Origin of the sequence: Neisseria sp. HMSC064D07, assembly GCF_001837185.1 — a bacterium.
Classification (GTDB): domain Bacteria; phylum Pseudomonadota; class Gammaproteobacteria; order Burkholderiales; family Neisseriaceae; genus Neisseria; species Neisseria flavescens_C.
The window spans coordinates 241,278-266,890 of record NZ_KV831707.1 but is presented as its reverse complement, the minus strand read 5'-3'; the positions used below and the strand labels follow the sequence as shown (position 1 = coordinate 266,890).

The following is a 25,613-nucleotide window of genomic DNA, read 5'->3' as shown; positions in this document are numbered from 1 at the left end:
GTCGAAGGAAGGGCTTTTTTGCAAAGGTCTCAGGTCCTTTGGTTAAAGAATAAAACCTGAAAAAGGCCGTCTGAAGAACATTCAGACGGCCTTTTAATTAAACTTTTTATTTTTCCGATTTCAACACACGTTGACGGCGGGTTTCGCTCAATACCATGCCTGCACTGACGGAAACGTTCATACTTTCGACTGTGCCAAACATCGGAATCGATACCAGCATATCGCAATGTTCGCGCGTCAGGCGGCGCATACCTTCGCCTTCGTTGCCCATTACCCAGGCCACGCTGTCGGGCAAATCGCAGTGGTAAAGGTCGGAGTCGCCGCCCATGTCCGTGCCGACAATCCAAATGCCGTATTCTTTTAGCTCACGCAAAGTACGGGCAAGATTGGTTACGGTAATATACGGCACGGTTTCCGCCGCGCCACAGGCAACTTTGCTGACGGTCGCATTCAGGCCGGCGCTTTTGTCTTTGGGCGCAATCACGGCATGTACACCCATCGCATCGGCAGTACGCAGACACGCGCCAAGGTTGTGCGGGTCGGTAATGCCATCCAATACCAGCAAAAACGGTGGTTCGCTCAGGTTTTCCAACACATCTTCCAAGTGAACATGGTTTTTGGAGGCATCGATAAACCCGACCACGCCCTGATGACGCGCCCCTTTGCTGATGGCATTCAGGCGGTCAGCATCGGCAAAATGCACGCGTACGTTTTCAGAGGCCGCTTTATCCAATACATCGCGGGTACGCGCATCAGATTTGCCCTCTTGGATATAGAGTTCGGTAATCGATTTCGGGTTTTGCCACAAACGGGCATTGACGGCGTGAAAGCCATAGATGAGTCGTTGGTTTGCCATGTTTTTGCTTTATCAAAAAATTCAGACGGCCATTATAACAAGTAAGGCCGTCTGAAAATTTTTTATTTCATCAAATAACCGAGTATGCCCGAAGTACCGACCCCGATTAATACCGTTACCAACATTGAAAACCGGCTGGCGGCCAATACCGTCAAAGCAATGGCAATCAGCTCATGTGGTTTGTCCGATACAAAATAAGGCGCAATTACAGAAATCAACACGCAGCCCGGCGCAGCCTCCATCACCACTTGCGCACGACGGCTCAATGTACGGTTGCGCAATGCAAAAAAGCCGATTAATCGGGTTGAATAAGTAACGGCCAACATGCTTAAAAACAGCAAAAACGATTGCAGCGACAACAAATCCTTCATTTTTGCTCTCCCCACACATACGCCGCCAACAAGCCCGACAACGTCCCGGCCGGAACATACCATGCGCCATCCACGGTCAAATAAGTTGCGCACGCCACAATCAGGCTGACAAACCAAGGGCGTGAAGCCGCAAAGCTCTTCCACATACCGCGCAGCAACACTAAAAACACCGCAGGAAACGCCATGCCGAAGCCCCAAGCCGCCACATCGCCGAACATCGGGCCGACTGCCGCGCCAAACGCCGCAAAACCAATCCAAGTTACATACAAAATAAAACACACGCCGGCATAAAACGGCATATTGAATGCAGGCAAACCTGCCGCCTTACGTTTTTGAATTTCAGCAAACGCCATTGCCCAGCTTTCATCACACATAAAAAACAGCGCGGGCATCGCCTTTTTCAGCGGCATATCCCTCATATACGGCGCAATCGCCGCACCCATCAGGATATGGCGCGAATTAATCATAAACGTTACCGTTGCAATCAGCAGAATCGGCAAAGGATTTGCCCACAAATTGACTGCGGCAAATTCCGAACCTCCGGCAAAGTTCATGCCCGTCATCAACAGCATTTCCAGCCAGCTCATGCCTTTCTGCCCACCCTGCATACCCAAAATCAGCGCCCACGGCAACAAGCCGATCAGCATGGGGGAACATTCTTTGATACCGCGCAGAAATTCCGATTGAGGAGAAGCAGTGTGATTCATTTTGATTGAAACGGTTTATTAAAAAGAAGCGACGTATTATAAAGCAGGCCGTCTGAACAAGGGTATAATACGGAAAAATTAGATTTATTTACGGAAACCAATATGACCCACACCGTCCATCTGCAGTTTGAAGAAATTGACAATACCGTGTTGCAACGCCTGTGCGGCGCGCTCGACAGCAATCTCGAAGCCTTAGGCAAAGCCCTTGATATCCAAATCAGCCGCCGCTTCGAACATTTCACATTCATGGGCGAACTGGCACACGCCGGCCGTCGTGCCTTGCTGTCGCTTGCCGAAGCCGCAGAAAAAGGCGACTTGGACGACAACGCTATCAGCCTAGCGGCCGTTGAAGCCAAAACCGCAGATGAAAAACACGAAGAAAAACACCACGACCAACAATACTATTTCCGCACCAAACGCGGCAGCATCGGCGGCCGTACCCCACGCCAAAACGGCTATATCCGCGCCTTGCTCAACCACGATGTCGTGTTCGGCTTAGGCCCAGCCGGTACGGGTAAGACCTATCTTGCCGTTGCCGCCGCAGTCGATGCCATGGAAAAACATCAAATCGAACGCATCGTTTTGGTGCGCCCTGCAGTCGAAGCAGGCGAAAAATTAGGCTTCCTGCCGGGTGATTTGGCACAAAAAGTCGATCCCTACCTGCGACCGCTTTACGATGCACTGTATGATTTGATGGGTTTCGACCGTGTAACCAAACTGATGGAAAAAGGTTTGATTGAAATTGCGCCGCTGGCCTATATGCGCGGCCGCACCTTAAATGGCGCGTATGTCATTTTGGACGAAGCGCAAAACACCACGCCCGAACAAATGAAAATGTTCCTGACCCGTATCGGCTTCGGTGCCAAAGCAGTCATTACCGGCGACATCAGCCAAATCGACCTGCCGCGCAACATCAAATCCGGCTTGAAAGATGCACGAGAAAAACTGCGCGATGTAGAAGGCCTGTATTTCCACACCTTCACCAGCGAAGACGTTGTCCGCCATCCTTTGGTGCAGAAAATCGTCGAAGCCTATGAAGCAGCAGAAGAACAAGCTGAAAAGAAAAACGGCGAATAATCTTTTCAAATACTCAAGGCCGTCTGAAAATCAAATTTCAGACGGCCTTACTACATCATTCTCCCCATAATACTGCTATAATCCGAAAATCAAGTAAAACAAAGACTTCAAAAGGAAAAATATGACCCTCAAACCACCCGTCCGAATCGCCGTTACCGGCGCGGCAGGCCAAATCGCCTATGCCACTCTGTTCCGCATTGCCGGCGGCATCATGCTAGGACGCGACCAACCCGTTATCCTGCAGCTGCTCGACCTGCCGCAGGCACAACAGGCATTGCGCGGCGTGATTATGGAAATGCAGGATTGCGCCTTCCCGCTCCTTGCCGACATCTTCGCCACAGACGACCCCGAAGTCGCCTTCAAAGATGCCGACATCGCCCTCTTGATTGGTGCACGTCCGCGTACCCAAGGCATGGAACGCGCCGATTTGCTGCACGCCAATGGCGAAATTTTCAAAGTACAAGGTGCGGCGTTGAACAAAGTTGCCAATCGCAACGTTAAAGTCCTCGTCGTCGGCAATCCGGCCAATACCAACGCCTACATCGCCATGAAATCCGCACCCGACATCCCGCCGGAAAATTTCACCGCCCTGATGCGTCTCGACCACCACCGTGCCGTCAGTCAAATTGCCGAAAAAATCAACCGCCCGATTACTTCCATCGAGCAAATGTGCGTTTGGGGCAACCACAGCCCAACCATGTACGCCGACTACCGCTACGCCACCAGCAACGGCGAGTCCGTCCAAGACATGATTACCGAACCCGACTGGAATACCGAAGTCTTCATGCCGAAAATCGCCGGACGCGGTGCCGCCATTATCGCTGCGCGCGGTTCATCATCTGCAGCCTCTGCCGCCAATGCCGCCATCTACCACCTGCGCGACTGGTTGCTTGGCAGCAGCGGTAAATGGATAACCATGGGCGTTCCATCCGATGGCTCTTACGGCATTCCCGAAGGTTTGATTTTCGGCTTCCCCGTCATTTGTGACGAAGGCAGCTACCGCATCGTCCAAGGCTTGGATTTGTCGGACGAATTCAGCCAAAAACGTATCGCCGCCACACTGGCCGAATTGGAAGAAGAACGTTCAGCCATCCAGGATCTACTCTAAAACAAAGGCCGTCTGAAAACCAAATTTCAGACGGCCTAAATAATTAAATGCCCGTTCTACAATCATTTTTAAAAGCTAGAATGGCACTCTTTGTCCTTGCTTATCTTTAAGATGCCATTGACCTGCCGGTGTGCAACCGCCGCCACTACCGCCGACAGCATAATGATCACAATTCGGGTCAAGCCGTTTCCCTTGAGAATATGAGCCATTTGTCAAACCGTCTCCATCAAAGGAAGGAACTGCATGAGCCGGTGAAAGCTACGCAAAACAGGATTAAAAATTTCTTCAACATTCCCATCACCTTTTTTATAAAAATCATACCCAAAAATTGCAGCCTGGATAAAGTTCCCACGGTATCAGTATAAGCCATACATTGTGCGAGCAAAAAGAACCAACCCTTCCTTACTCACGGTTGTATTGCCAGCGATATATATCCCAAAATTTCCTCTGCCATCACTCAAAGAAAAACTACTGCCAGAAATTTGGAATACACATCTAATGCAATTAAAAACATATAAAATAGTTATCAAACTAATTTTATAAATATGTGACAAATTTTTTGCAACTTTATTTCTTATGGTTTTGCTTTTTTATAAAGCTCGTTCTCATAATATGAAAATTACCCAATACCTTTTCTGCGTTTAAAAAAGGCCGTCTGAAAACCGAATTTCAGACGGCCTTTACTGTGTAAGCCTTATTCCGCTACATCAATGCACAAATATTTCAATTCTAAATACTCGTCCGCACCATATTTGCTACCTTCACGTCCCAAACCGCTGCGTTTCACACCGCCAAACGGTGCTACTTCATTACTGATTAAGCCCGTATTGATACCGACCATGCCGTATTCCAAGGCTTCGCTGACGCGCCACTGACGGGCGGTGTCGGAGGTGAAAAGGTAAGCTGCCAAACCGTATTCCGTATTGTTCGCAGCCTCGATGACTTCGACTTCGGTTTCAAAACGGAACACTGGACACAAAGGCCCGAAGGTTTCCTCGCGAGCTACCGCCATTTGAGCCGTAACGTTGCTTAAAACAGTCGGCTCAAAAAACGTTCCACCCAACGCGCTGCGTTTGCCGCCGGTCAGGCAACTTGCGCCTTTAGCCAATGCATCGGCGATGTGTTGCTCAACTTTTTCTACCGCTTTTTCCTCAATCAGCGGCCCTTGGTTTACGCCATCTTCCAAGCCGTTGCCCAATTTGAGCACAGCCACTTTTTCACTCAATTTGCGGCAAAATTCGTCGTAAATGCCGGATTGAGCGTAAACGCGGTTGGTGCAGACGCAGGTCTGACCGCTGTTACGGAACTTGCTGGCAAGCGCACCTTCGACAGCTTTGTCCAAATCAGCATCATCAAACACGATAAACGGCGCGTTGCCGCCCAGTTCCAAACTGAGTTTTTTAATGTCTGCCGCACTGTCGGCAAAAATTTTTGCACCGACTTCGGTCGAGCCAGTAAAGCTGATTTTGCGTACAGTCGGATTCGTAGCAAATTCATGGCTGATTTCCGAAGCACTGCCGCTGACAACAGGCAACAAATCCTGCGGTACGCCCGCTTCGTAGGCCAGTACAGCCAACGCATACGCACTCAAAGGCGTGAGCGATGCAGGTTTGACTATCATCGCGCAGCCCACCGCCAAAGCAGGTGCAGCCTTGCGCGCAATCATCGCCGACGGGAAGTTCCACGGCGTAATCGCAGCGGTAACGCCGACAGGCTGTTTCAATACAACCAGTTTTTGCGATGCTTTCACACTCGTCAATACATCGCCGTCAATCCGCCGCGCCTCTTCCGCAAACCAGCGCACAAACGAAGCCGCATAATCAATCTCGCCACGCGCCTCAGCCAGACTTTTGCCCTGCTCCATCGTCATGATCCGCGCCAGTTTTTCTTTGTTTTCCTTAATCAAAAAATACCAACGCCACAACACATCGGCACGCTCCAACGCAGTTTTTGCCGCCCATAATTTTTGTGCTGCTTCAGCCTTTTGAATCAAAAGCTTTAGGCCGTCTGAACCAGTCTTACGGACAAACGCCAAAGCCTCACCTGTTGCAGGGTTATCAACTCTAATGGCATCTGGAATCGGAGAAAAGGAAATATCGGGATGATTGAGCAAACGGGCAAAATCTTTCATGAGAAACGACCTTTCTAAAACCGAGGATATACGTTCATTATCATATTCATACCATCAAAGTGCAACTAAATAGAAAAATAAACCAACAGCAAAGGCCATCTGAATATCTTACAGACGGCCTTTGCTTTAGCAACATCATATCCATCTTAATAATGAATGAAATACGATTATTAATACTCTACCTAAAAAGGATAGGACACATGTATTACAACAATTTGCTATAATACAAAACTCATTTCAACCCTCATTCGAAATTCCATTTTCAGACGGCCTTTGTCTGTTTATAAGGCCGTCTGAAATGTTTTCCGTCCACCCTCTTCTGCCGAACCATGATTCCATCTGATTTCATTGACGAGCTTTTGTCCAAAGTCGATATTGTCGATATTATCGACGAACAGGTTCCGCTGAAGAAAGGCGGGGCAAACTATATGGCCTGCTGTCCGTTTCACAAGGAAAAGACGCCGTCGTTTTCAGTCAGCCCGACCAAACAGTTTTACCATTGCTTCAGTTGCGGGGCTCATGGTTCAGCGATTGGTTTTGTGATGGAACATCAGGGGCTGTCGTTTCCGGAGGCGGTGCAGTTTTTGGCTGATCGCGTCGGCATGACGGTACCTAAAGTTCGTGGGCAGGAAGACAACCCCGAAATCCGTGCCGAACGTAAGAAAAAACAACAGACTTTGGAAGAAACGACAGCAGCGGCAGCAGATTTTTATGCGCAACAGTTGAAATTTAATCCTGCTGCGAAGGCCTATTTGGATAAACGCGGCTTGAGTGCGGAAGTCATCGCGCATTATGGTTTGGGCTATGCACCTGACGGTTGGCAACCTTTGGCACAAGTATTCCAACCCTATCCGAATACTGCGTTGGTGGATACGGGCATGGTCATTGATAACGAAGGCAAACATTACGACCGCTTTCGCCATCGTGTTATGTTCCCTATCCGTAATCCGCGTGGGCAGGTTATCGGATTTGGTGGCCGCGTATTGGACGACTCAAAACCCAAATACCTCAACTCTCCCGATACGCCTTTGTTTGACAAAGGTAAAAACCTTTACGGGCTATATGAAGGGCGTGCTGCCGTAAAAGAGGCAGGACGGATTTTGGTGGTCGAAGGCTACATGGACGTGGTCGCATTGGCGCAGTTCGGCGTCGGCTACGGCGTAGCGGCTTTGGGTACGGCAACTACGGCGGAACACATCAAAATTCTGATGCGTCAGGCAGACAGTATTTATTTTTGTTTTGATGGCGACAGTGCGGGACGTAAAGCGGCTTGGCGCGCGCTGGAAAATGCGTTACCGCAATTAAAAGACGATAAATCGCTGCATTTTCTCTTCCTACCCGAAGAACACGATCCGGACAGCTATATCCGTGCCTATGGCAAGGCTCAATTTGAAGATGCCTTGTTAAACCAAAGCAAGCCCCTATCGGAATACTTTTGGGAACATCTTTCAGACGGCCTCAACCTCAATACACAAGAAGGCAAAGCAGAATTGGTCAAAACCAGTTCTCCGCTTTTGGCTCAGATTGCCGCGCCGGCATTAGGCTATCTTCTGAAACAAAAACTCAGCGAGCTGGTAGGTATTGACCCAGACAATCTCGCCCAGTTACTCGGGCAAGAAGCGCCAAAGCGGCACGTCAAACAAAAAAGTTACAAACTGCCGCCTATTTCTGTCAAACAGCCAACCATGCTGACGCTGGTTCAAAGACAGATACGCAGCCTCTTGATAAATCCGGCTTGGGCTTCATATATAGACCTGCCCGATTATCTGGCTTTAAGTGGCGACTTCGCCTGCCTTGCCAATTTGGCCGAAACAATCAAGCATCACGATACGACTCCTGCAACTGCACAAGTGCTTGAATATATGCGCGGCTCACCCTATGAGGAAACCGTCAATCAAATCTTTTTATCGACCCTTCATTCTGAAGAAATGGAAGGGGATAACGAAGAAGATTGCGAAAGTTTCCAAATCGGCATGAAAAAGTTGTTAAATGAATTAAAATACAGTCAAATCGAAACTTTAAAGCAAAAAAGTATTCAAACTGGTTTGACCGAAAATGAAAAAAGACTATTGCTGTCGCTTTTGACGGCAAAGCAAAACTAACCCCTCAGGCCGTCTGAACAATCTAAACACACGCTGCGAAACATGACACGCAGAACACTCCATCCGTAATATTTTCAGACGGCCTCAGAGTATTAAAGTGAAATCTGATTTCACAACAAAAAGCTCTGCTCCGCCTTCAGGTACGGCCACATCACCGTAAACCGTCGGCATCCTATCAACCTAGAGAGCAATCCATGTCTAAAAATCAAAACTACGAAGAATACCAAGACCAAGATGACAACCGTCCCTTGAGTATCGAAGAGCAGCGCGCCCGTCTGCGTCAACTCATTATTATGGGTAAAGAACGCGGCTACATCACTTATTCCGAAATTAACGACGCCCTGCCCGACGATATGTCCGACGCCGAGCAAATCGACAACATCGTCAGCATGATTTCCGGCTTGGGTATCCAAGTAACCGAGCAAGCCCCAGATGCTGAAGACATCCTCTTGAGCGACAACGCCGCCGCCATGACTGACGACGATGCCGTTGAAGAAGCCGAAGCAGCACTCTCCAGCGCAGATTCAGAATTCGGCCGCACAACCGACCCTGTGCGTATGTATATGCGTGAAATGGGGCAAGTCGATCTGTTGACGCGTGAAGACGAAATCATCATCGCCAAAAAAATCGAAAATGCACTGAAAAACATGGTACAGGCAATCTCCGCCTGCCCAGGATCGATTGCCGAAATTCTGGCGTTGATCGAACAAGTCCGCAACGACGAAATCCGTGTTGATGAAGTGGTTGAAGCCATCATCGACCCTAATGAAGTCTTGTTGAACGAATTGGGCTTGGGTCATTTGGAAAATGCCAAACCAGATGACGAAGAAGGCGAAACCGATAGCGATGATGAAGATGGCGACGAGGAAGATGAAGACGACTCCGGCGGCGACTCTGAAGCCATATCCGCCGCCCATTTGGCCGAACTGAAACAAAAAGTTTTGGAACACTTCGCCTTTATCGAGAGCGAATACGGCAAAATGATCAAGCAGTTGGAAAAACACGGCAGCCAACACGCCAACTACCTGAAACACCGAGATGCCATTGCCAACAAACTGTTGGAAGTCCGTTTTGCCACACGTCAAATCGAAAACCTGAGCAGCAACCTGCGCAGCCGCGTTGAAAACATCCGCAAACTCGAACGCGAAATCCGCGACATCTGTATCGACCGCGTCCGCATGGAACGCGACTACTTCATCAAAAACTTCCTACCAGCCATTACCGATTTGAAATGGGTAGAAGAAGAAGTAGCCAAAGGCCGTGTATGGGCAAACGCATTGGATCGTTTCCGCCACGCCATCCTCGAAAAACAAACCGAGCTGGCAAATATGGAAGCCGAAACCCGAATTTCCATCGAAGAGTTGAAAGAAATCAACAAAAACATGGTGTTGAGCGAGAAAGAAACCTCAGCAGCCAAACAGGAAATGATTCAGGCCAACTTGCGTTTGGTTATTTCCATTGCCAAAAAATACACCAACCGCGGCTTGCAGTTCCTTGATTTGATTCAAGAGGGCAATATCGGTCTGATGAAAGCGGTGGACAAATTCGAATACCGTCGCGGCTACAAGTTCTCGACTTACGCCACATGGTGGATCCGCCAAGCGATTACCCGTTCCATCGCCGACCAAGCGCGTACGATCCGTATTCCGGTTCACATGATTGAAACCATCAACAAAATGAACCGTATCTCGCGCCAATACCTGCAAGAAACCGGTGAAGAGCCTGATTCCGCCAAACTGGCCGAGCTGATGGAAATGCCGGAAGACAAAATCCGCAAAATCATGAAAATCGCCAAAGAGCCGATTTCCATGGAAACACCGATTGGCGATGACGACGACTCGCACTTGGGCGACTTCATCGAGGATGCAAACAACGTTGCTCCGGCAGAAGCTGCGATGTACACCAGCCTGCACGAAGTAACCAAAGAAATCCTCGAAAGCCTGACACCGCGCGAAGCCAAAGTGTTACGCATGCGTTTCGGTATCGATATGAATACCGACCACACGCTCGAAGAAGTCGGCAAACAATTTGACGTAACCCGTGAACGTATCCGTCAAATCGAAGCCAAAGCCCTGCGCAAGCTGCGCCACCCTACCCGCAGCGACCGTCTCCGCAGCTTCCTCGATAGCGAAGAAAACAAATCATAAAAGCAAACCGCAGGTTAAAAAGCCTGCGGTTTTTTATTGCAATACAAAAAGGCCCAAATCTCAAAAGATTTAATCGCTTCAGACGGCCTTAAATTTATTTGATAATTTATTCGGCCTCAGTGGTTTTCTTTTTCGGACGACGGCGGCGACGTTTAGGTTTGCCATCGGTTGATCCACTTTGTTTCTGACGTTTGTGATCATTGGCCGCAGTCATTTGCTGACGGGTTTCCTCATCAGCATGTTGGAAAGTTGTCCACCAAGAAGCCATCTCTTTATCAACCTCGCCAACCTCACTACGCAAAATCAGGAAATCATAAGCGGCTCGGAAACGGGCTTGTGATAGCAGGCGATACGGGCGTGCACCGCGCATATTGTCAAATTGCGGCTGAAATTGCCAAATTTCACGCATAGTTGCAGAAAATCGTTGCGGTACGCCCCAACCTTTTTCCACCGTATCCCGCATGGTGTTCATCGCATCCATCAATGCAGGGACAGGTTTTTGTCCATTGCTCAGATTTCGTTGCCACATAGCATTTAGTGTCGGCCACAATACTGCCGCCAATACGAAACCGACGGAAACGGACTTATCCGCACGGATACGCTCGTCGGTATTTTTCAAGGCCAACATAATCATACGTTTGTCGGCCGCTTCAGCAGTTTTCAAGGCATCTAAAAGCGGATGGATGCCTTCAGGAATACCCAACTCGTTTAGCCGTTTCAAACAGGCACGGGAATAACCGAAAAACAGGATTTTCAGAATTTCATCAAATAAACGGGCAACCGGCTCATTTTTCAGACGGCCTGCATATTCAGCAATCGGCAAAGCAGTTTGCTCTTCTACTTCAAAACCCAATTTACCCGATAAACGGACGGCTCGAAGAATACGGACAGGATCTTCCTGATAGCGTTCGGCAGGATCGCCTATCATCACCAATTTTTTATCGGCAACATCAGCCACGCCCTGATGGAAATCCCAAATCTCCTCTTTAATCGGGTCGTAATACAGCGCATTGCAAGTAAAGTCGCGGCGCATGGCATCTTCTTCAATGCTGCCGTAAGTATTGTCCTTCATAATACGGCCTTGCGCATTTTGCTGAACCTTATCGCCACCGCGGAACGTCGTCACTTCAATGGTTTCAGGGCCAATCATCACATGAACGATTTGGAAGCGTCGGCCGATAATGCGGCTGCGGCGGAATACTTTACGGATTTGCTCCGGCGTGGCATCGGTTGCAATATCAAAGTCTTTGGGCTCGACCCCGAGCAACAAATCCCGAACGGCACCACCCACAACATAAGCCTGAAAACCGGCTTCATGCAGGCGTTTGGCAATTTTCTCCGCGGCAAAGCTCAACATATCCGCACGGATACCGTGTTGCTCAAGCGGGATAATTTCCTTTTCGGGCAATGATTTGACGTGTTTTTTAGGCAACACTTTATGCAGCCATTTTTTTAACATAAGCAGCTCTTTTCACAATAAAAAAGGCCGTCTGAAACTTGTCTGGCTTAAGCCTTTGCACAATATTCTGCCGCAGAAGGAACAAAACATTGAGCAAAGGCTTCAGACGGCCTAAAAAAGACGTGCCATTATACCTTATGGAAGTTCGATTAATTAGCGTATTGGCAAAAAATATCGGCTATAATGACAGTCTGACAACGATTCAGGCAGAACATCATGTACCACTACAAATCCGAAGCTACCCAATTCCTCGACAAACTCATGGAAGACAACCCCGAAATGGAAGCGCAACGCCTCGAAAACCGCCATTTGCTGTGGGATGTAACCCTTAATCCGGCCGAACAGGCTGAATTTGAAGCGGCCAAAGTCAACAAAAAACCTTACACCTACTATCAAGACTAACCCGTATCGGCATGACGACCAACACGCACAATACCGATCCGGCGTTACAGCAGTACCTCAACAGCATCGGCCAATCCGAACATCCCGTTTTGACCGCATTGCGTAGGCGTACCCAATCACATCGTCTGGGGAAGATGGCCATCGCCCAAGAGCAGGCAGCCATGTTGGTGTGGTTGGCCAAATTATTGAATGCCAAAAAATATTTGGAAGTTGGCGTCTTTACCGGTTACAGCAGCACCGCCATGGCGCTTGCCCTCCCCGAAGACGGCAAAATCACGGCTTGCGACATTAATGTAACCTTTACCGATATTGCCCGCGAAACATGGCAGGCAGCAGGCGTAGCGCATAAAATCTCGCTTCATCTGCAACCGGCTTTGCTGACTTTGGACGATTTGATTGCGCAAGGCGAATCGGAAAGCTACGACTTGGCACTTATCGATGCCGACAAACCGCCTACGCCAAAATATTTCGAACGTTGTTTGCAACTGGTACGGAGTGGCGGCGTGATTGCCATCGACAATATCTTATTGGGTGGGCGCGTCATGAATGAAGCTGCCGAAAATGACCCGCCCAGCTTGGATATCCTGCGCCATTTCAACCAAAATCTGCCGCACGATACACGCATTATTCCCATTACCCTGCCTATCGGCGACGGTTTGACATTACTACTAAAAAAATAAAACGACACAATCCGATGAAAACATTATCACATTCCCTATTTCTTTTGCCGCTTACTCTATTGGCCGCATCATGTGCCGTTTCCCATCCTCCTAAACCTGCCGACAATGCCAACTTTGTCCTGCCGGATATTCCGCGCGAGCCTTTGCCTGAAAAAAATATTCCCTATCCGCGCTTGGACGAACAAACCCAGATTGACCACTTGGGCATACAAATCGCCCGACTGGAACGCAAGGTTGAAGAATTAAATCAACGCCTGCACACATTGGAACAACAGCGAACCATCAAACGCCCAACCCCTTTGGCTCCCAAACCCAAAGCCCAGCGATTGGACGACCGCAAGCTGAAAATGAACTATTTGGCCAATGGTGGCGGCGTGCCGTCTGAAACAGACTCAGCCGCACAAAACGAGCTGCGCCTTTATAACCAGGCACAAAAATACTATCAGCGCAATAATTTCTCCGCTGCAGTAGCCATTTTGAAAGAAGCCGACGGCGGCAACGGCAGCGAAATTGCCCGCCGCAATATGTATCTACTTCTGCAAAGCCAACAGCGTTTGGGCAACTGCGAATCCGTTATCGAAATCGGCAACCGCTACGCCAACCGATTCCGCAACAGCCCGCAAGCTCCCGATGCCATGTACAGCATCGGCCAGTGCCAATACAAGCTGCAACAAAAAGACATCGCCCGCAGCACATGGCGCAAACTGATACAAAGCTTCCCCAACAGCGAGGCGGCAAAACGCGCTTCCATCAGCCTTAAACAAAGATAAACGTTCAGACGGCCTTGTCATCCCCAAGGCCGTCTGAATATTTTTACCCTTAATCCATTCAAGCAAAAGGAACTCCTCATGATCCAAGTCGGCATTATTATGGGCAGCAACAGCGATTGGCCGGTGATGCAGCAGGCAGCACAATTTCTCAAAGAATTCGGCGTTGAATACGAAGCGCGTGTCGTCTCTGCACACCGTACGCCTGATTTGATGTTTGAATACGCCGAAACCGCACGCGAACGCGGCATCAAAGCCATCATTGCCGGCGCAGGCGGCGCAGCGCATTTGCCAGGCATGGTTGCAGCCAAAACCACGGTTCCCGTCTTGGGCGTTCCCGTTCCCAGCAAATATCTGCGCGGCGAAGACTCCCTGCTTTCGATTGTGCAAATGCCCAAAGGCGTTCCTGTTGCCACATTTGCCATTGGCGAAGCAGGAGCGGCCAATGCAGCGCTGTTTGCCATTTCACTTTTGGCCAATGAAAATCCTGAATTGGCTGAAAAATTGGCCGCTTTCCGTGCCAAACAAGAACAAACCGTTCTTGCCATGAAATTGCCTGAAGCATAACTGACAAAGGCCGTCTGAACGTTGTAAAGGGAAACTTTGATTTCGTTTTACGATTGTTCAGACGGCCTTAGTCTTTTATCAAATTGAATTAATGCCATGAAAACCCTAGCATTCATCCTACTCTCCACCCTGCTTTGCGCCTGCCAAAGCCCAAGTACTCCTACTCAATCAACCGCCATTCCATCTCAACAGCAAGCCCAAGATACAACCGGAAACCTGATTATCTTCTATGATGCCCAAACCGGTTCCGCGCCATTGCTAAAAGCAGTGAAAACCTCCGGTGCAAGTTTGATTTACGAATACAAAAACCTGCACGGCATTGCCATTCGTCCATCAGCCAAAACCAATATTCAAGATGCCATTGCCTATTTCAAAAAAGTAAACGGCGTATTGTCTGTCGAACAAGACCGACTGCTTAAACTTCAATAAACAAACTATTTTTTAACCAAATAAAAAAGGCCGTCTGAAACGTATCACTACGATTTCAGACGGCCTTTACTTTTTCAATAAATCAAATCATGCCGCTGCCTTGCGCTTTAGGCTTAGCTTGACCGAATTCCAATTTGCTCAGTGCAGACAGATAAGCCTTGGCAGTCGCCACCAACACGTCGGTATCTGCGCCTTGACCATTGACCACACGATCGCCACGTTGCAAGCGGACAGAAGTTTCGCCTTGGCTTTCTGTACCTTGAGTTACCGCATTGACAGAGTAAATCTGCAAGGTTGCGCCACTTTGTGCTACGCTTTCAATGGCTTTGAAGATGGCATCAACAGGGCCCGAGCCGCTAGCGGAAGCGTGTTTTTCTTCACCGCGAATACTGAACACAATATCGGCGCGCGGCTCTTCGCCGGTTTCAGTGCTGATTTTTTGGGAAATGAATTTGTAGCTTTCGGTATTCATATTGCCCATTTCGTCAGACACCAAAGCGTGCAGGTCTTCATCAAAGATTTCGCGCTTCTTATCCGCCAGCTCTTTGAAGCGTGCAAATGCCGCATTCAACGCCTCTTCACTTTCCAATTCGATACCCAAATCTGCCAGCTTGGTTTTGAAAGCATTACGGCCGGAGAGTTTACCCAAAGTCAGGCGGTTGGTTGACCAGCCGACTGATTCGGCAGTCATGATTTCATAGGTTTCAGGGTGTTTCAACACGCCATCCTGATGAATGCCTGATTCGTGTGCAAAGGCATTTGCACCAACTACTGCTTTATTTGGCTGAATCGGATAGCCGGTAATGGTGGACACAAGTTTGGATACCGGCACGATTTGCGTGGTATCAATGCCGGTTTCCAAGCCGAACAAATCATGGCGCACTTTCAACGCCATCACGATTTCTTCAAGGCTGGCATTGCCCGCGCGTTCGCCCAAGCCGTTGATGGTACATTCCACCTGACGCACGCCTGCCTGAACAGCGGCCAGCGAGTTGGCAACCGCCATACCCAAGTCGTTGTGGCAGTGGGTCGACCAGACTACTTTGTCGCCGTTGGGCACGCTTTTGATGATGTTGCTGATACGCTCGTACCATACGGAAGGGATTGAGTAGCCGACAGTATCGGGAATATTGATGGTGGTTGCGCCTGCCTCGATAACCGCCGTAAAGATTTTGGCGAGGAAGTCCAAATCAGAACGCACTGCGTCTTCGGCAGAAAATTCCACATCGTCAGTATATTCTTTGGCAATTTTCACCGCTTTGACCGCCGCATCGATGACCTGCTGCGGCTTCATTTTCAGTTTGTGCTCCATGTGGATGGGGCTGGTGGCGATAAAAGTGTGAATACGTTTATTCGGAGCAGGGGAAACAGCTTCGCCTGCTTTGCGCACATCGTTTTCAACGGCACGCGCCAATGAGCAAACTGTAGATTTGGTAATGATTTTGGCAATCGCATTAACCGATTCAAAATCGCCCGGACTGGCTGCTGCAAAACCTGCCTCAATCACATCAACACCCATCTTTTCCAACTGGCGGGCAATACGGATTTTCTCCTCTTTAGTCATGGATGCACCGGGCGACTGCTCGCCGTCGCGCATGGTGGTATCGAAAATGATAACGCGGTTGGTTTGTGTCATTTCTGTTCTCTCCAGAGATTCGTTTTTTTGTAAAAAAGCATTCAAATCAAGCGGTCTGCCTTGCACTTCCGCCAAAGCGGTCAGTTTTTGCAACTGAGCCAAAGGCAGGGAACCGCGTGTACGCCATTTATAGATAGCCGCCGTCGTTGCAGCATTTTCCGGGTCGTGCTGTTTCAGGGCTTCGGCCAGCGCGTTTACGCCACCAAAATAGGCAACCAAACGGTCAATGTCTAATTGCATGATGTTCCTTGTCCAAATCTGATTAAGATTATTGTATTCTGGTTTTGCATTATACTCATTTTAGACAAAACGACAATCTGTTTTTATAAAAATATTAGCTTAAATTTTAAAACTTGAGAAATTTTTATACATTTTGTCTAATTCAGACTATTAAAAGCCCATCTCAAACCGAACCCATCCTAAATATAGTAAACTAATCCCCTATTTCCTCGATTTGAAGCGCATTATGCCCCATACCATCCCTACCAACCGCTCCGACATCGAATGGCGCAACGAAAGTACACAAAAGCCGCCCAAGCAGGCGGTTTACATTCAAGAAGCAGGTGCAGCAGAAATTTTAAAAAATGCCCACGCACAAACTGCAACTGTTTGGACTGGCGATTTTCACAATGCCAAGCAAGTCTTATCTGCAATGAAAAAACGTATCCGCAGGCCGTCTGAAAAAAAGAAAGGCGCACCTGCCGATATTCAGACGGCCTTCCACGCCCACCGTATGAAACAAGCTCAGCAAAGTCGTTTGCTCAATATGCTTGCCGTTGAAATCCAACCGAATTTTCAACTGGACAATGCACGCGCACCCGACATCTACTCCGCCCTTCGCGATGTTTACGACACACCAAACGACAAACCGTTTCTTTTGCCGCTGAATCAATTATTGGGTTTTATCGGCGCACACGAATGGCACAAAAAAGGCATAGACATTCCTCAGCTTGATGGAAAAATCCATGTTCCTTTCGGCGTATTCTCTCCACTGCGTGGCGAATATTTGGATTTAATCGCCCAAGCACCACTCGCTCCCCATATTCAGACGGCCTTTGACATCGGCACCGGCTCAGGCGTTATTGCCGCCATTTTGGCCAAGCGAGGCGTACCCGACATCATTGCTACAGACACCAACCCAAAAGCAATAGGCTGCGCCACAGCAAACCTCGAACGCCTAGGCTTAGATAAAGCTGTCAGCATTCAATCGATTGATTTATTTCCCGAAAGCTGCGCCGACCTTATCGTCTGCAATCCGCCTTGGCTGCCGGCAAAACCGACCTCCGCCATTGAGACCGCCCTTTACGACCCCAATCATGCCATGCTGACTGCATTCCTCAACGGCGTACGCAAGCACTTAAATCCAAACGGCGAAGCCTGGCTGATTATTTCCGACTTGGCAGAACACTTGCATTTGCGAGATAAAGACTTTCTAAACCAATGCTTTCAGACGGCCTCGCTCAATGTAGTCGATATTTTGAAAACCAAACCGCAACACAAAAAAGCAATAGATGAATCTGATCCTTTGGCGTTTGCCAGAAACAAGGAAACTACTTATCTATACCGTTTGAAAGCAATATAAAATCAAGGCCGTCTGAACATTCAGACAGCCTTTAAGCATTTCCATAAAAGAAAACGGCATATCCGTAAAGATATGCCGTCGATGGGAGCAGGGACTGCTATATTTGGCAGTGGTTTGTGTTTTAGTCCTCTTGCGCCGCTGTTTGCAGGTAGTTTGGCAAACCGACTTTGCCAATCAATTCCTGCTGAGTTTCAAGCCAGTCGATATGTTCTTCGTTGATGTCTTTTTGTTTTTCCAACAAATCACGGCTGACGTAGTCTTGTTGCTCTTCTGCAAGAGTGATGGCTGCAACCAGAGCATCATGTTTTTCATACTCTTTTTTCAGATCGCAGGCAATGATTTCTTCGGTAGATTCACCGATCAACAGTTTGCCCAATTCTTGCAGATTAGGCAGGCCTTCCAAGAACAAAATACGCTCGATTAAATCGTCTGCGGATTTCATTTCGCGGATGGATTGTTTGAAGAAGTGTTCGCCCAATTCTTCAAAGCCCCAGTTTTTCAAAATACGGGCATGCAGGAAGTATTGGTTAATGGTAATCAGCAACAAACCTAAGTTTTTGTTCAGCTCGCGAATAACTGAGATATTACCTTTCATATTCAGCTCCTTATACGTTATACGCTAGATTACAGTTGGCTTTGGTAGTAGTTGCCTTCGCCGACCAATTCGATCAGACGCAGTTGTTGTTCCAACCAGTGAGCGTGATCTTCTTCAGTGTCTTTCAGTTGGGCAATCATCAAATCGCGGGTAACGTAGTCTTGAGCTTCTTCGCACAACTTGATGCCTTTTTTCAGCGCATCGCGTACTTCGTATTCAGTGTTCAAATCTGCTTTCAGGCAAGAGATTACGTCAGTACCGATGTTCAGTTCGGTACGGGTCATTTTAGGCGTACCGCCCAACATCAGGATACGACGGATGAAGTCTTCGGCGTGAGTGGTTTCTTCTTCCATCTCGTGGTTCAAACGTTCAAACAGTTTGGTGTAACCCCATTCAGAGTACAGGCGAGAGTGGATAAAATATTGGTCGCGAGCAGCCAACTCACCAGACAATAATTCGTTCATGTAATCAATAACTGCTTGGTTGCCTTGCATAATTCTTTCTCTTTCTTTTAAAAGTTGATAATCACGAATGAAGATTCGTGTGTTGTTATGGAATGAGGTAATTGTATGCACAAGTAGCACTTTTGACAAATTTTCTATTTAAAATACAAACAATTATCAAAAAATTTAACCTGCCTAAAAGGCCGTCTGAAAAATTAATCCCCTGTTTTTAATAACAATTTTTTGACATTAATATTAAGAATCCATTGCATTATTCAAAAACATTTACATTCGTTAACCATAAATAAAAGCAAATAATCCAACAAAATCAATCAAATTTAATTATGAATTATTCTCAACTGCTTTTGCCTCATTTTTTTGAATCTTCTACTCCGTCAACATTTAGGAATCGTGCTATAATTACCAGTTATCTTTTTTTTAAGCACCTAGCTGAAACACATAAATCATCATGAAACAAATCCGCAATATTGCCATCATCGCCCACGTCGACCATGGCAAAACCACATTAGTTGACCAATTGCTGCGTCAGTCCGGTACATTCCGTTCCAACCAGCAAGTAGAAGAACGCGTCATGGACAGCAACGATCTTGAAAAAGAGCGCGGCATTACCATTCTCGCTAAAAATACCGCCATCGAATACGAAGGCTACCACATCAACATCGTAGATACCCCGGGACACGCCGATTTTGGTGGCGAAGTGGAACGTGTATTGGGCATGGTTGACTGCGTCGTACTGTTGGTTGACGCACAAGAAGGCCCTATGCCGCAAACCCGTTTCGTGACCAAAAAAGCCTTGGCTTTGGGTCTGAAACCTATCGTTGTCATCAACAAAATCGACAAACCGTCTGCCCGTCCAAGCTGGGTTATCGACCAAACATTCGAATTGTTCGACAACTTGGGCGCAACTGACGAACAATTGGACTTCCCTATCGTCTATGCTTCCGGCCTGTCCGGCTTTGCCAAACTGGATGAGAACGACGAGAGCAGCGATATGCGTCCTCTGTTCGAGACCATTTTGAAACACACGCCTGCACCAAGCGGCAGCGCGGACGAAACGCTGCAACTGCAAATTTCCCAACTGGACTACGACAACTACACCGGCCGCCTCGGTATCGGCCGCATCCTGAACGGCCGCATCAAACCCGGCCAAGTCGTTGCCGTCATGAATCATGAAGAACAAGTCGCCCAAGGCCGCATCAACCAGCTGTTGGGCTTCCAAGGCTTGGAACGTGTACCTTTGGAAGAAGCTGAAGCCGGCGATATCGTGATTATTTCCGGTATCGAAGACATCGGTATCGGCGTAACCATTACCGACAAAGACAATCCTAAAGGCTTGCCTATGTTGAGCGTGGACGAGCCGACCCTAACCATGGACTTTATGGTCAATACCTCTCCTTTGGCCGGTACTGAAGGCAAATTCGTGACTTCCCGCCAAATCCGCGACCGCCTGCAAAAAGAATTGCTGACCAACGTTGCCCTGCGTGTTGAAGATACTGCCGACGCTGATGTATTCCGCGTTTCCGGCCGCGGCGAATTGCACTTGACCATTTTGTTGGAAAACATGCGCCGTGAAGGCTTTGAATTGGCAGTCGGCAAACCGCGCGTGGTATTCCGTGAAATCAACGGTCAAAAATGCGAGCCTTACGAAAACCTGACCGTGGACGTACCTGATGACAACCAAGGCGCCGTTATGGAAGAGCTTGGCCGTCGCCGTGGCGAATTGACCAATATGGAAAGCGACGGCAATGGCCGTACCCGCCTGGAGTACCACATTCCTGCACGCGGTCTGATCGGTTTCCAAGGCGAATTCCTGACTTTGACCCGCGGTACCGGCTTGATGAGCCACGTTTTTGACGACTATGCTCCGGTTAAACCTGATATGCCCGGCCGTCACAACGGCGTACTGGTTTCTCAAGAGCAAGGTGAAGCCGTTGCTTACGCCCTGTGGAACTTGGAAGACCGCGGCCGTATGTTCGTTTCTCCAAACGACAAAGTCTACGAAGGCATGATTATCGGTATTCACAGCCGCGACAACGACTTGGTGGTAAACCCTCTGAAAGGTAAAAAACTGACCAACGTCCGCGCCAGCGGTACAGATGAAGCCGTGCGCCTGACTACGCCGATCAAATTGACTTTGGAAGGCGCAGTTGAGTTCATCGACGATGACGAACTGGTTGAAATCACGCCACAATCCATCCGCCTGCGTAAACGCTACCTGAGCGAATTGGAACGTCGCCGTCATTTCAAAAAACTGGACTGATTCTGTTTGATTGACGCATTTTAAAATTAAGGCCGTCTGAAAAGTGTTTTAGAAATCCTAGATTTCATTTTTACACTTTCAGACGGCCTTTTATCATCTGTTCAAATAAAGTAAATCGGCATCTCTTCCGCTTGTACTGCTGCTTCATCAGCGCGATCATTCTTACGATATTGCCCCGGCGATATCCCATATTGCTTTTTAAATGCCTTGCCAAAATGCGTTTCCGATTGAAAACCGACCGAGAGCGCAACCGATAAAACCGAATCCGCCGTCTGTTTCAATAATAATGCCCCCTGTTGCAAGCGAATACTGTTAACAAAGGCGTGCGGGCTTGTGCCCGTCTGCTGCTTAAATACCCGCATCAACTGGGCGCGAGATAAGTTGGCAATCGCGGTCATTTTCTCGATATTCCATTCCTCTTCCGGCTTATCCACTACTGCCTGAAGCAGATTCCGCAGGCGTTTGTCCTGCCAACCATTCAGCAAACCGCTTAATTGCGCTTCCCCATTTTTCTCCAGGCTGGCTCGAAGTAGAAATACCAGCAACACCGAAGCCAATGCGTTCACAACCGCTACCGAGCCGGACAAAGCTTGACCGCTCTCATATTGCAACAATGCCACCAAATACTGTAAAGAAGGATGGTTGATATTCAGTAAAACCGTATCAGGTAGTCCCGCCATAATATCCGCCTGCGCTTCATATTCAAACCGCGCGCAGAAAAGATGCAAAGCCGCATCGCCTCCTGCATGACTCTGCTTGACTTTAAATGCGCCTTTTTCACTCGTTAGCACGCTGACGCCGAGATTTTCACAACTACTGTCGCTGCTCAAAGTATGCCCTACGCTGCGCGGAAAAAAAATGACATCCCCCGCACTCAGCAGCCTGGCCTCTTGCTCCCCATCAATTCGGATATAACCCGAACCTGCAGTTACGATATGAACCAAACCATGCGCACGCTTTGATTCATGCCGTACATACCACTCCCCCTGAAACAGACATTGAACATCCACGCTGCCTCTTACCTGCGCCAATTCGACCAGCCTATCCAAAATATCCATAGTGTTTTTTACCAATAAATGAGATGTTTTGACGATTTAAATCTTCCAATTATTGCAATAATACACACACCAAACACAAACGGATAGGATTTTTTATCTTATCCACTCACCTTAAGAAAGGACATATCATGTTTAAAGACTGGCCTGAACATACCGCCTTGGTAAAAAAAGCATTCGGCGAACTGGGTAAAAACCATCCTAAAATGCTGCAAGCCTACGGCGCACTGGATCAAGCAGCCGCTGCCGAAGCACTGGATGCCAAAACACGCGAACTGATCGCCATTGCCGTTGCCATTACCACGCGTTGCGAAAGCTGCATCAGCGTGCATGCAGCCGCCGCAGCCAAAGCAGGTGCAACCGAAAGCGAAATCGCCGGTGCATTGGCCACTGCTATCGCCCTGAACGCTGGTGCCGCTTATACCTACGCTTTACGCGCTTTGGAAGCAGTAGAAACCCAACGCTAATCGGTTTGTAAAATCAGGCCGTCTGAAAGCCGACTCCCCTTTCAGACGGCCTGATGAAATGCTAAACTGATAAAGTTATCATATTGTTTTCTGTCTAATAGGAGATTGAACCATGAAGAAACTGCTGACCGCCGTACTTTTTGCCGCCGCTGTTGCCACTCCTTTGGCCACTTCCGCTGCCTCTATGCCTAAAGTTGAAAAAATTGCGGCACAGCCTGCAAAAGCAAAAGGCGTTTGGATTGATGTCCGCTCTGCCGAAGAATTTAAAGAAGGCCATTTGCAAGGTGCGCTCAATATTCCGCATGACCAAATCGTTGACCGCATCAAATCCGTCAGCCCGGATAAAAACGCACCGGTAAACCTCTACTGCCGCAGCGGCCGCCGTGCAGAAGCCGCGCTGACTGAGCTGAAAAAAGCCGGCTACACCAACGTAACTAACCATGGCGGTTATGAAGACTTGGTGAAAAAAGGTTTGAAATAAATCTAGTTGATTTTAAAAAGGCCGTCTGAAACTTTTCAGACGGCCTTTATTGCATTACAGACAGCAACTTCCAAATCTCAAACGTTTGCTGAGACCGGTTTCGTGAATCAATTGTTTGATAACCAAAATATTGGTGTTATCGGCCAACGCGCGAATGCTGTGCGCTTCCATCGGCTCAAGACGGATAACTTGCAAGCCTTCGGTTTGCAAAACTTCGCCCACCGTTTTGATTTCGGCTTTGCCGTTTAAAACCAAAAGCAAAATAATCGCATCCGCCTCATATGCCGGAATTTCATTATCCTTCTGCAGTGAAAGCTGAACAATCTCCTGATTGCCGTCTGAAGCAATCACGCCGCCCAATAAAGCTTTGGGGTCTAACTCATAATGTTTCATTATTATCCTTTCCGCCCAAACGTTGCCGATTCATGGACAATCGCTCAAGCAAACCAGTACAATACCGCCCATCTTACCGATAGACACAATATTGTCACATGAACATATTAATCTCAAACGACGATGGTTATCTTGCGCCTGGTTTGGCTGTTTTGGCAAGAGTGTGCGCAGAATTTGCCAATGTCAGGGTGGTTGCGCCCGAACGCGATCGCAGCGGCGTCAGCAATTCCCTGACTTTAGACCGTCCTTTACAACTGAAACAGGCGGAAAACGGGTTTTACTATGTGAATGGCACCCCCACCGACTGCATTCATGTCGGCCAACATGCCCTTGCCGACTTCAAACCCGACTTAGTCTTGTCTGGTATTAACAACGGCGCAAACATGGGCGACGATACGCTTTATTCTGGTACGGTTGCCGCCGCAACGGAAGCTTATCTAATGGGTATTCCCGCTATTGCCTTTTCGCTTGCCGATTCAAGCGGCCGTTATTGGGAAACTGCAGAAAAAGCCGCTTGGATGCTGCTTTCCTACTTTCTCAAACGACCTATTTCCAAACCCATCTTATGGAACATCAATATCCCTGCCGTCGCACCTGAAGATATCCAAGGCATAAAAATTACACGGCTCGGCCGTCGTCATCATGAACAAAGCATTGTTCCCATGTATAATCCACGTGGCGAACAAATTTATTGGATTGGGCCGGTCGGCGATGTTTCCGACAGCGAAGAAGGTACCGACTTTGGCGAATGCGCGTCCGGCTTCATCACGATTACCCCGCTGCAAGTCGATTTGACTGCCTACGGACAAATGGAGCAAACCGCTTCCTTTTGGTCAGAAATCCCTGCGCCTTAACAGTCCCTAACAGCCGAACACTTGAGAAACAAGCATATTTTTATTATGATATGCCCCGACGAGAACAATTACCCGAATACGAAAGTCATTAACATGTTGAAAAAAAGTGTATCTTATGCCGGATCGGCAGCTTTGGTTTTATTACTTGCAGCCTGTGCCAGCCAACAACCGGCTCCTGTAGTCGTCGGCACACAAAGCGGTGGGGCAACAACAAGTTCTACCGCTGACAATCCTTACGGTGCAGCGCCTTACAATACCAACACCAGCCCAGCGACAGATGCGCCATACACTCCGCCGGCAAGTACACCTGCTCCAACGTACAACAGCGGCAGCACCGGCACTTACACGCCTTCTTACGCGCCTGTTGATATTAATGCAGCGACACATACCGTTGTTCGTGGCGATACCGTTTACAACATCTCCAAACGCTACAATATTACCCAAGACAATCTGCGTGCTTGGAATAACCTGGCCGACAACACCATCAGCGTAGGCCAAACCCTGCGCGTGAAACCTGAAGGCTACGTTGCACCTGCAGCTTCTGCAAGCAAACCTTCTACTCCAACAACTACAACCACTGCTCCGGCCCCAAGCACTCCTGCAAATACACCAACCGTATCTACCGGCAGCAGCCGCAACGTCAGCGGCATCACATGGCAACGTCCGACTACCGGTAACGTTATCGCCAACTTCGGCGGCAGCAATAAAGGTGTAGATATCGCCGGTACGCAAGGCCAGCCTGTTGTTGCAGCGGCAGACGGTAAAGTCGTTTACGCAGGCTCAGGCTTGCGCGGTTACGGCAACTTGGTCATCATCCAACACAACTCCTCATTCTTGAGCGCATACGGCCACAACCAACGCCTGCTGGTTAATGAAAACCAAACCGTGAAACGCGGTCAAACCATTGCGCACATGGGTAATACTGATGCATCCCGCACTCAGTTGCACTTTGAAATCCGTCAAAACGGCAAACCGGTCAATCCGGCAAGTTATGTTGCCTTCTAAGCTGATTCAAGCAACCTA

Annotated in this window: 25 protein-coding genes; 15 read left to right on the top strand and 10 right to left on the bottom strand. The window is 48.4% G+C overall.

What is annotated here, in order from left to right:
* Nucleotides 1-106: 106 nt before the first annotated feature.
* The 3 genes from rlmB to HMPREF2608_RS10830 form a co-directional block, all read right to left on the bottom strand.
* Nucleotides 107-856, bottom strand: coding sequence for a 23S rRNA (guanosine(2251)-2'-O)-methyltransferase RlmB (rlmB, locus tag HMPREF2608_RS10840; RefSeq protein ID WP_004520319.1), 750 nt, complete (start codon nucleotides 854-856; stop codon nucleotides 107-109).
* Nucleotides 857-918: 62 nt separating this feature from the next.
* Nucleotides 919-1,227 carry an AzlD family protein gene (locus HMPREF2608_RS10835; protein ID WP_003680717.1) on the bottom strand — a complete coding sequence of 103 codons (309 nt, stop codon included), beginning with the start codon at nucleotides 1,225-1,227 and terminating at the stop codon, nucleotides 919-921.
* A complete protein-coding gene (locus HMPREF2608_RS10830; protein ID WP_070827035.1) occupies nucleotides 1,224-1,934 on the bottom strand; it encodes an AzlC family ABC transporter permease in 711 nt (236 codons plus the stop codon). Before HMPREF2608_RS10830 ends, HMPREF2608_RS10835 begins: the two co-directional genes overlap by 4 nt.
* A 102-nt stretch (nucleotides 1,935-2,036) precedes the next feature.
* Here HMPREF2608_RS10830 and HMPREF2608_RS10825 point away from each other — a divergent pair, with 102 nt between their 5' ends.
* Together HMPREF2608_RS10825 and HMPREF2608_RS10820 are read left to right on the top strand one after the other, a co-directional pair.
* The gene (locus HMPREF2608_RS10825) at nucleotides 2,037-3,011 is read left to right on the top strand and encodes a PhoH family protein (protein WP_004520317.1); all 975 of its coding nucleotides are present in this window, start codon (nucleotides 2,037-2,039) and stop codon (nucleotides 3,009-3,011) included.
* Between the two features lie 121 nt (nucleotides 3,012-3,132).
* Nucleotides 3,133-4,119: a malate dehydrogenase gene (locus HMPREF2608_RS10820; RefSeq protein WP_003680720.1), complete on the top strand. Its 987-nt coding sequence runs from the start codon at nucleotides 3,133-3,135 to the stop codon at nucleotides 4,117-4,119.
* A 694-nt stretch (nucleotides 4,120-4,813) separates the two neighbouring features.
* On the opposite strand, the gene HMPREF2608_RS10815 is transcribed toward HMPREF2608_RS10820, so the two are convergent.
* A complete protein-coding gene (locus HMPREF2608_RS10815; protein WP_070827034.1) occupies nucleotides 4,814-6,250 on the bottom strand; it encodes an NAD-dependent succinate-semialdehyde dehydrogenase in 1,437 nt (478 codons plus the stop codon).
* A gap of 329 nt (nucleotides 6,251-6,579) precedes the next feature.
* On the opposite strand from HMPREF2608_RS10815, the gene dnaG reads away from it, so the two are divergent.
* Together dnaG and rpoD are read left to right on the top strand one after the other, a co-directional pair.
* Nucleotides 6,580-8,352, top strand: a complete 1,773-nt coding sequence (dnaG, locus tag HMPREF2608_RS10810) for a DNA primase (protein WP_070827033.1) — start codon at nucleotides 6,580-6,582, stop codon at nucleotides 8,350-8,352.
* Between the two features lie 194 nt (nucleotides 8,353-8,546).
* Complete coding sequence (gene rpoD, locus HMPREF2608_RS10805; RefSeq protein WP_070827032.1) at nucleotides 8,547-10,499, top strand: RNA polymerase sigma factor RpoD; 1,953 nt, start codon at nucleotides 8,547-8,549, stop codon at nucleotides 10,497-10,499.
* 106 nt (nucleotides 10,500-10,605) lie between these two features.
* On the opposite strand, the gene HMPREF2608_RS10800 is transcribed toward rpoD, so the two are convergent.
* Nucleotides 10,606-11,958, bottom strand: a complete 1,353-nt coding sequence (locus tag HMPREF2608_RS10800; protein WP_070827031.1) for a polynucleotide adenylyltransferase PcnB — start codon at nucleotides 11,956-11,958, stop codon at nucleotides 10,606-10,608.
* 216 nt (nucleotides 11,959-12,174) lie between these two features.
* Between HMPREF2608_RS10800 and HMPREF2608_RS10795 the strand changes: the two genes are divergently transcribed.
* The 5 genes from HMPREF2608_RS10795 (at nucleotide 12,175) to HMPREF2608_RS10775 (ending at nucleotide 14,803) form a co-directional block, all read left to right on the top strand.
* Nucleotides 12,175-12,360: a DUF3460 family protein gene (locus HMPREF2608_RS10795; protein WP_070461836.1), complete on the top strand. Its 186-nt coding sequence runs from the start codon at nucleotides 12,175-12,177 to the stop codon at nucleotides 12,358-12,360.
* A gap of 11 nt (nucleotides 12,361-12,371) precedes the next feature.
* On the top strand, nucleotides 12,372-13,040 hold the full coding sequence (locus HMPREF2608_RS10790; protein ID WP_070827030.1) for a class I SAM-dependent methyltransferase: 669 nt from the start codon (nucleotides 12,372-12,374) through the stop codon (nucleotides 13,038-13,040).
* Nucleotides 13,041-13,054: 14 nt separating this feature from the next.
* Nucleotides 13,055-13,810, top strand: coding sequence for a tetratricopeptide repeat protein (locus HMPREF2608_RS10785; protein WP_070827029.1), 756 nt, complete (start codon nucleotides 13,055-13,057; stop codon nucleotides 13,808-13,810).
* 78 nt (nucleotides 13,811-13,888) lie between these two features.
* A complete protein-coding gene (gene purE / locus HMPREF2608_RS10780) occupies nucleotides 13,889-14,374 on the top strand; it encodes a 5-(carboxyamino)imidazole ribonucleotide mutase (RefSeq protein ID WP_070827028.1) in 486 nt (161 codons plus the stop codon).
* A gap of 96 nt (nucleotides 14,375-14,470) precedes the next feature.
* Nucleotides 14,471-14,803 (top strand): hypothetical protein, encoded by a 333-nt coding sequence (locus HMPREF2608_RS10775; RefSeq protein WP_070827027.1) that lies wholly within the window; start codon nucleotides 14,471-14,473, stop codon nucleotides 14,801-14,803.
* An 82-nt stretch (nucleotides 14,804-14,885) separates the two neighbouring features.
* On the opposite strand, the gene HMPREF2608_RS10770 is transcribed toward HMPREF2608_RS10775, so the two are convergent.
* Nucleotides 14,886-16,679 (bottom strand): 2-isopropylmalate synthase, encoded by a 1,794-nt coding sequence (locus HMPREF2608_RS10770; RefSeq protein WP_070644856.1) that lies wholly within the window; start codon nucleotides 16,677-16,679, stop codon nucleotides 14,886-14,888.
* Between the two features lie 226 nt (nucleotides 16,680-16,905).
* Between HMPREF2608_RS10770 and HMPREF2608_RS10765 the strand changes: the two genes are divergently transcribed.
* Nucleotides 16,906-18,021, top strand: coding sequence for a methyltransferase (locus HMPREF2608_RS10765; RefSeq protein WP_070827026.1), 1,116 nt, complete (start codon nucleotides 16,906-16,908; stop codon nucleotides 18,019-18,021).
* Between the two features lie 121 nt (nucleotides 18,022-18,142).
* Here HMPREF2608_RS10765 and bfr (HMPREF2608_RS10760) read toward each other — a convergent pair whose 3' ends face one another.
* Both bfr (HMPREF2608_RS10760) and bfr (HMPREF2608_RS10755) read right to left on the bottom strand, forming a co-directional pair.
* The gene (gene bfr, locus HMPREF2608_RS10760; RefSeq protein WP_070827025.1) at nucleotides 18,143-18,616 is read right to left on the bottom strand and encodes a bacterioferritin; all 474 of its coding nucleotides are present in this window, start codon (nucleotides 18,614-18,616) and stop codon (nucleotides 18,143-18,145) included.
* Nucleotides 18,617-18,645: 29 nt separating this feature from the next.
* Nucleotides 18,646-19,110, bottom strand: coding sequence for a bacterioferritin (gene bfr / locus HMPREF2608_RS10755; RefSeq protein ID WP_070827024.1), 465 nt, complete (start codon nucleotides 19,108-19,110; stop codon nucleotides 18,646-18,648).
* A gap of 418 nt (nucleotides 19,111-19,528) precedes the next feature.
* On the opposite strand from bfr (HMPREF2608_RS10755), the gene typA reads away from it, so the two are divergent.
* Nucleotides 19,529-21,340 carry a translational GTPase TypA gene (gene typA, locus HMPREF2608_RS10750; protein WP_070461822.1) on the top strand — a complete coding sequence of 604 codons (1,812 nt, stop codon included), beginning with the start codon at nucleotides 19,529-19,531 and terminating at the stop codon, nucleotides 21,338-21,340.
* 101 nt (nucleotides 21,341-21,441) lie between these two features.
* On the opposite strand, the gene HMPREF2608_RS10745 is transcribed toward typA, so the two are convergent.
* Nucleotides 21,442-22,398: a cupin domain-containing protein gene (locus HMPREF2608_RS10745; RefSeq protein WP_070827023.1), complete on the bottom strand. Its 957-nt coding sequence runs from the start codon at nucleotides 22,396-22,398 to the stop codon at nucleotides 21,442-21,444.
* A gap of 128 nt (nucleotides 22,399-22,526) precedes the next feature.
* Here HMPREF2608_RS10745 and HMPREF2608_RS10740 point away from each other — a divergent pair, with 128 nt between their 5' ends.
* Both HMPREF2608_RS10740 and HMPREF2608_RS10735 read left to right on the top strand, forming a co-directional pair.
* Nucleotides 22,527-22,862 carry a carboxymuconolactone decarboxylase family protein gene (locus HMPREF2608_RS10740; protein WP_003686488.1) on the top strand — a complete coding sequence of 112 codons (336 nt, stop codon included), beginning with the start codon at nucleotides 22,527-22,529 and terminating at the stop codon, nucleotides 22,860-22,862.
* Between the two features lie 112 nt (nucleotides 22,863-22,974).
* Nucleotides 22,975-23,343 (top strand): rhodanese-like domain-containing protein, encoded by a 369-nt coding sequence (locus tag HMPREF2608_RS10735; RefSeq protein ID WP_070827022.1) that lies wholly within the window; start codon nucleotides 22,975-22,977, stop codon nucleotides 23,341-23,343.
* A 54-nt stretch (nucleotides 23,344-23,397) separates the two neighbouring features.
* Here HMPREF2608_RS10735 and HMPREF2608_RS10730 read toward each other — a convergent pair whose 3' ends face one another.
* On the bottom strand, nucleotides 23,398-23,736 hold the full coding sequence (locus HMPREF2608_RS10730; protein WP_070827021.1) for a cupin domain-containing protein: 339 nt from the start codon (nucleotides 23,734-23,736) through the stop codon (nucleotides 23,398-23,400).
* A gap of 98 nt (nucleotides 23,737-23,834) precedes the next feature.
* On the opposite strand from HMPREF2608_RS10730, the gene surE reads away from it, so the two are divergent.
* The gene (gene surE / locus HMPREF2608_RS10725; protein ID WP_070827020.1) at nucleotides 23,835-24,590 is read left to right on the top strand and encodes a 5'/3'-nucleotidase SurE; all 756 of its coding nucleotides are present in this window, start codon (nucleotides 23,835-23,837) and stop codon (nucleotides 24,588-24,590) included.
* A gap of 93 nt (nucleotides 24,591-24,683) precedes the next feature.
* Nucleotides 24,684-25,595 (top strand): peptidoglycan DD-metalloendopeptidase family protein, encoded by a 912-nt coding sequence (locus HMPREF2608_RS10720; RefSeq protein ID WP_070827019.1) that lies wholly within the window; start codon nucleotides 24,684-24,686, stop codon nucleotides 25,593-25,595.
* The last annotated feature ends 18 nt before the right edge of the window (nucleotides 25,596-25,613 follow it).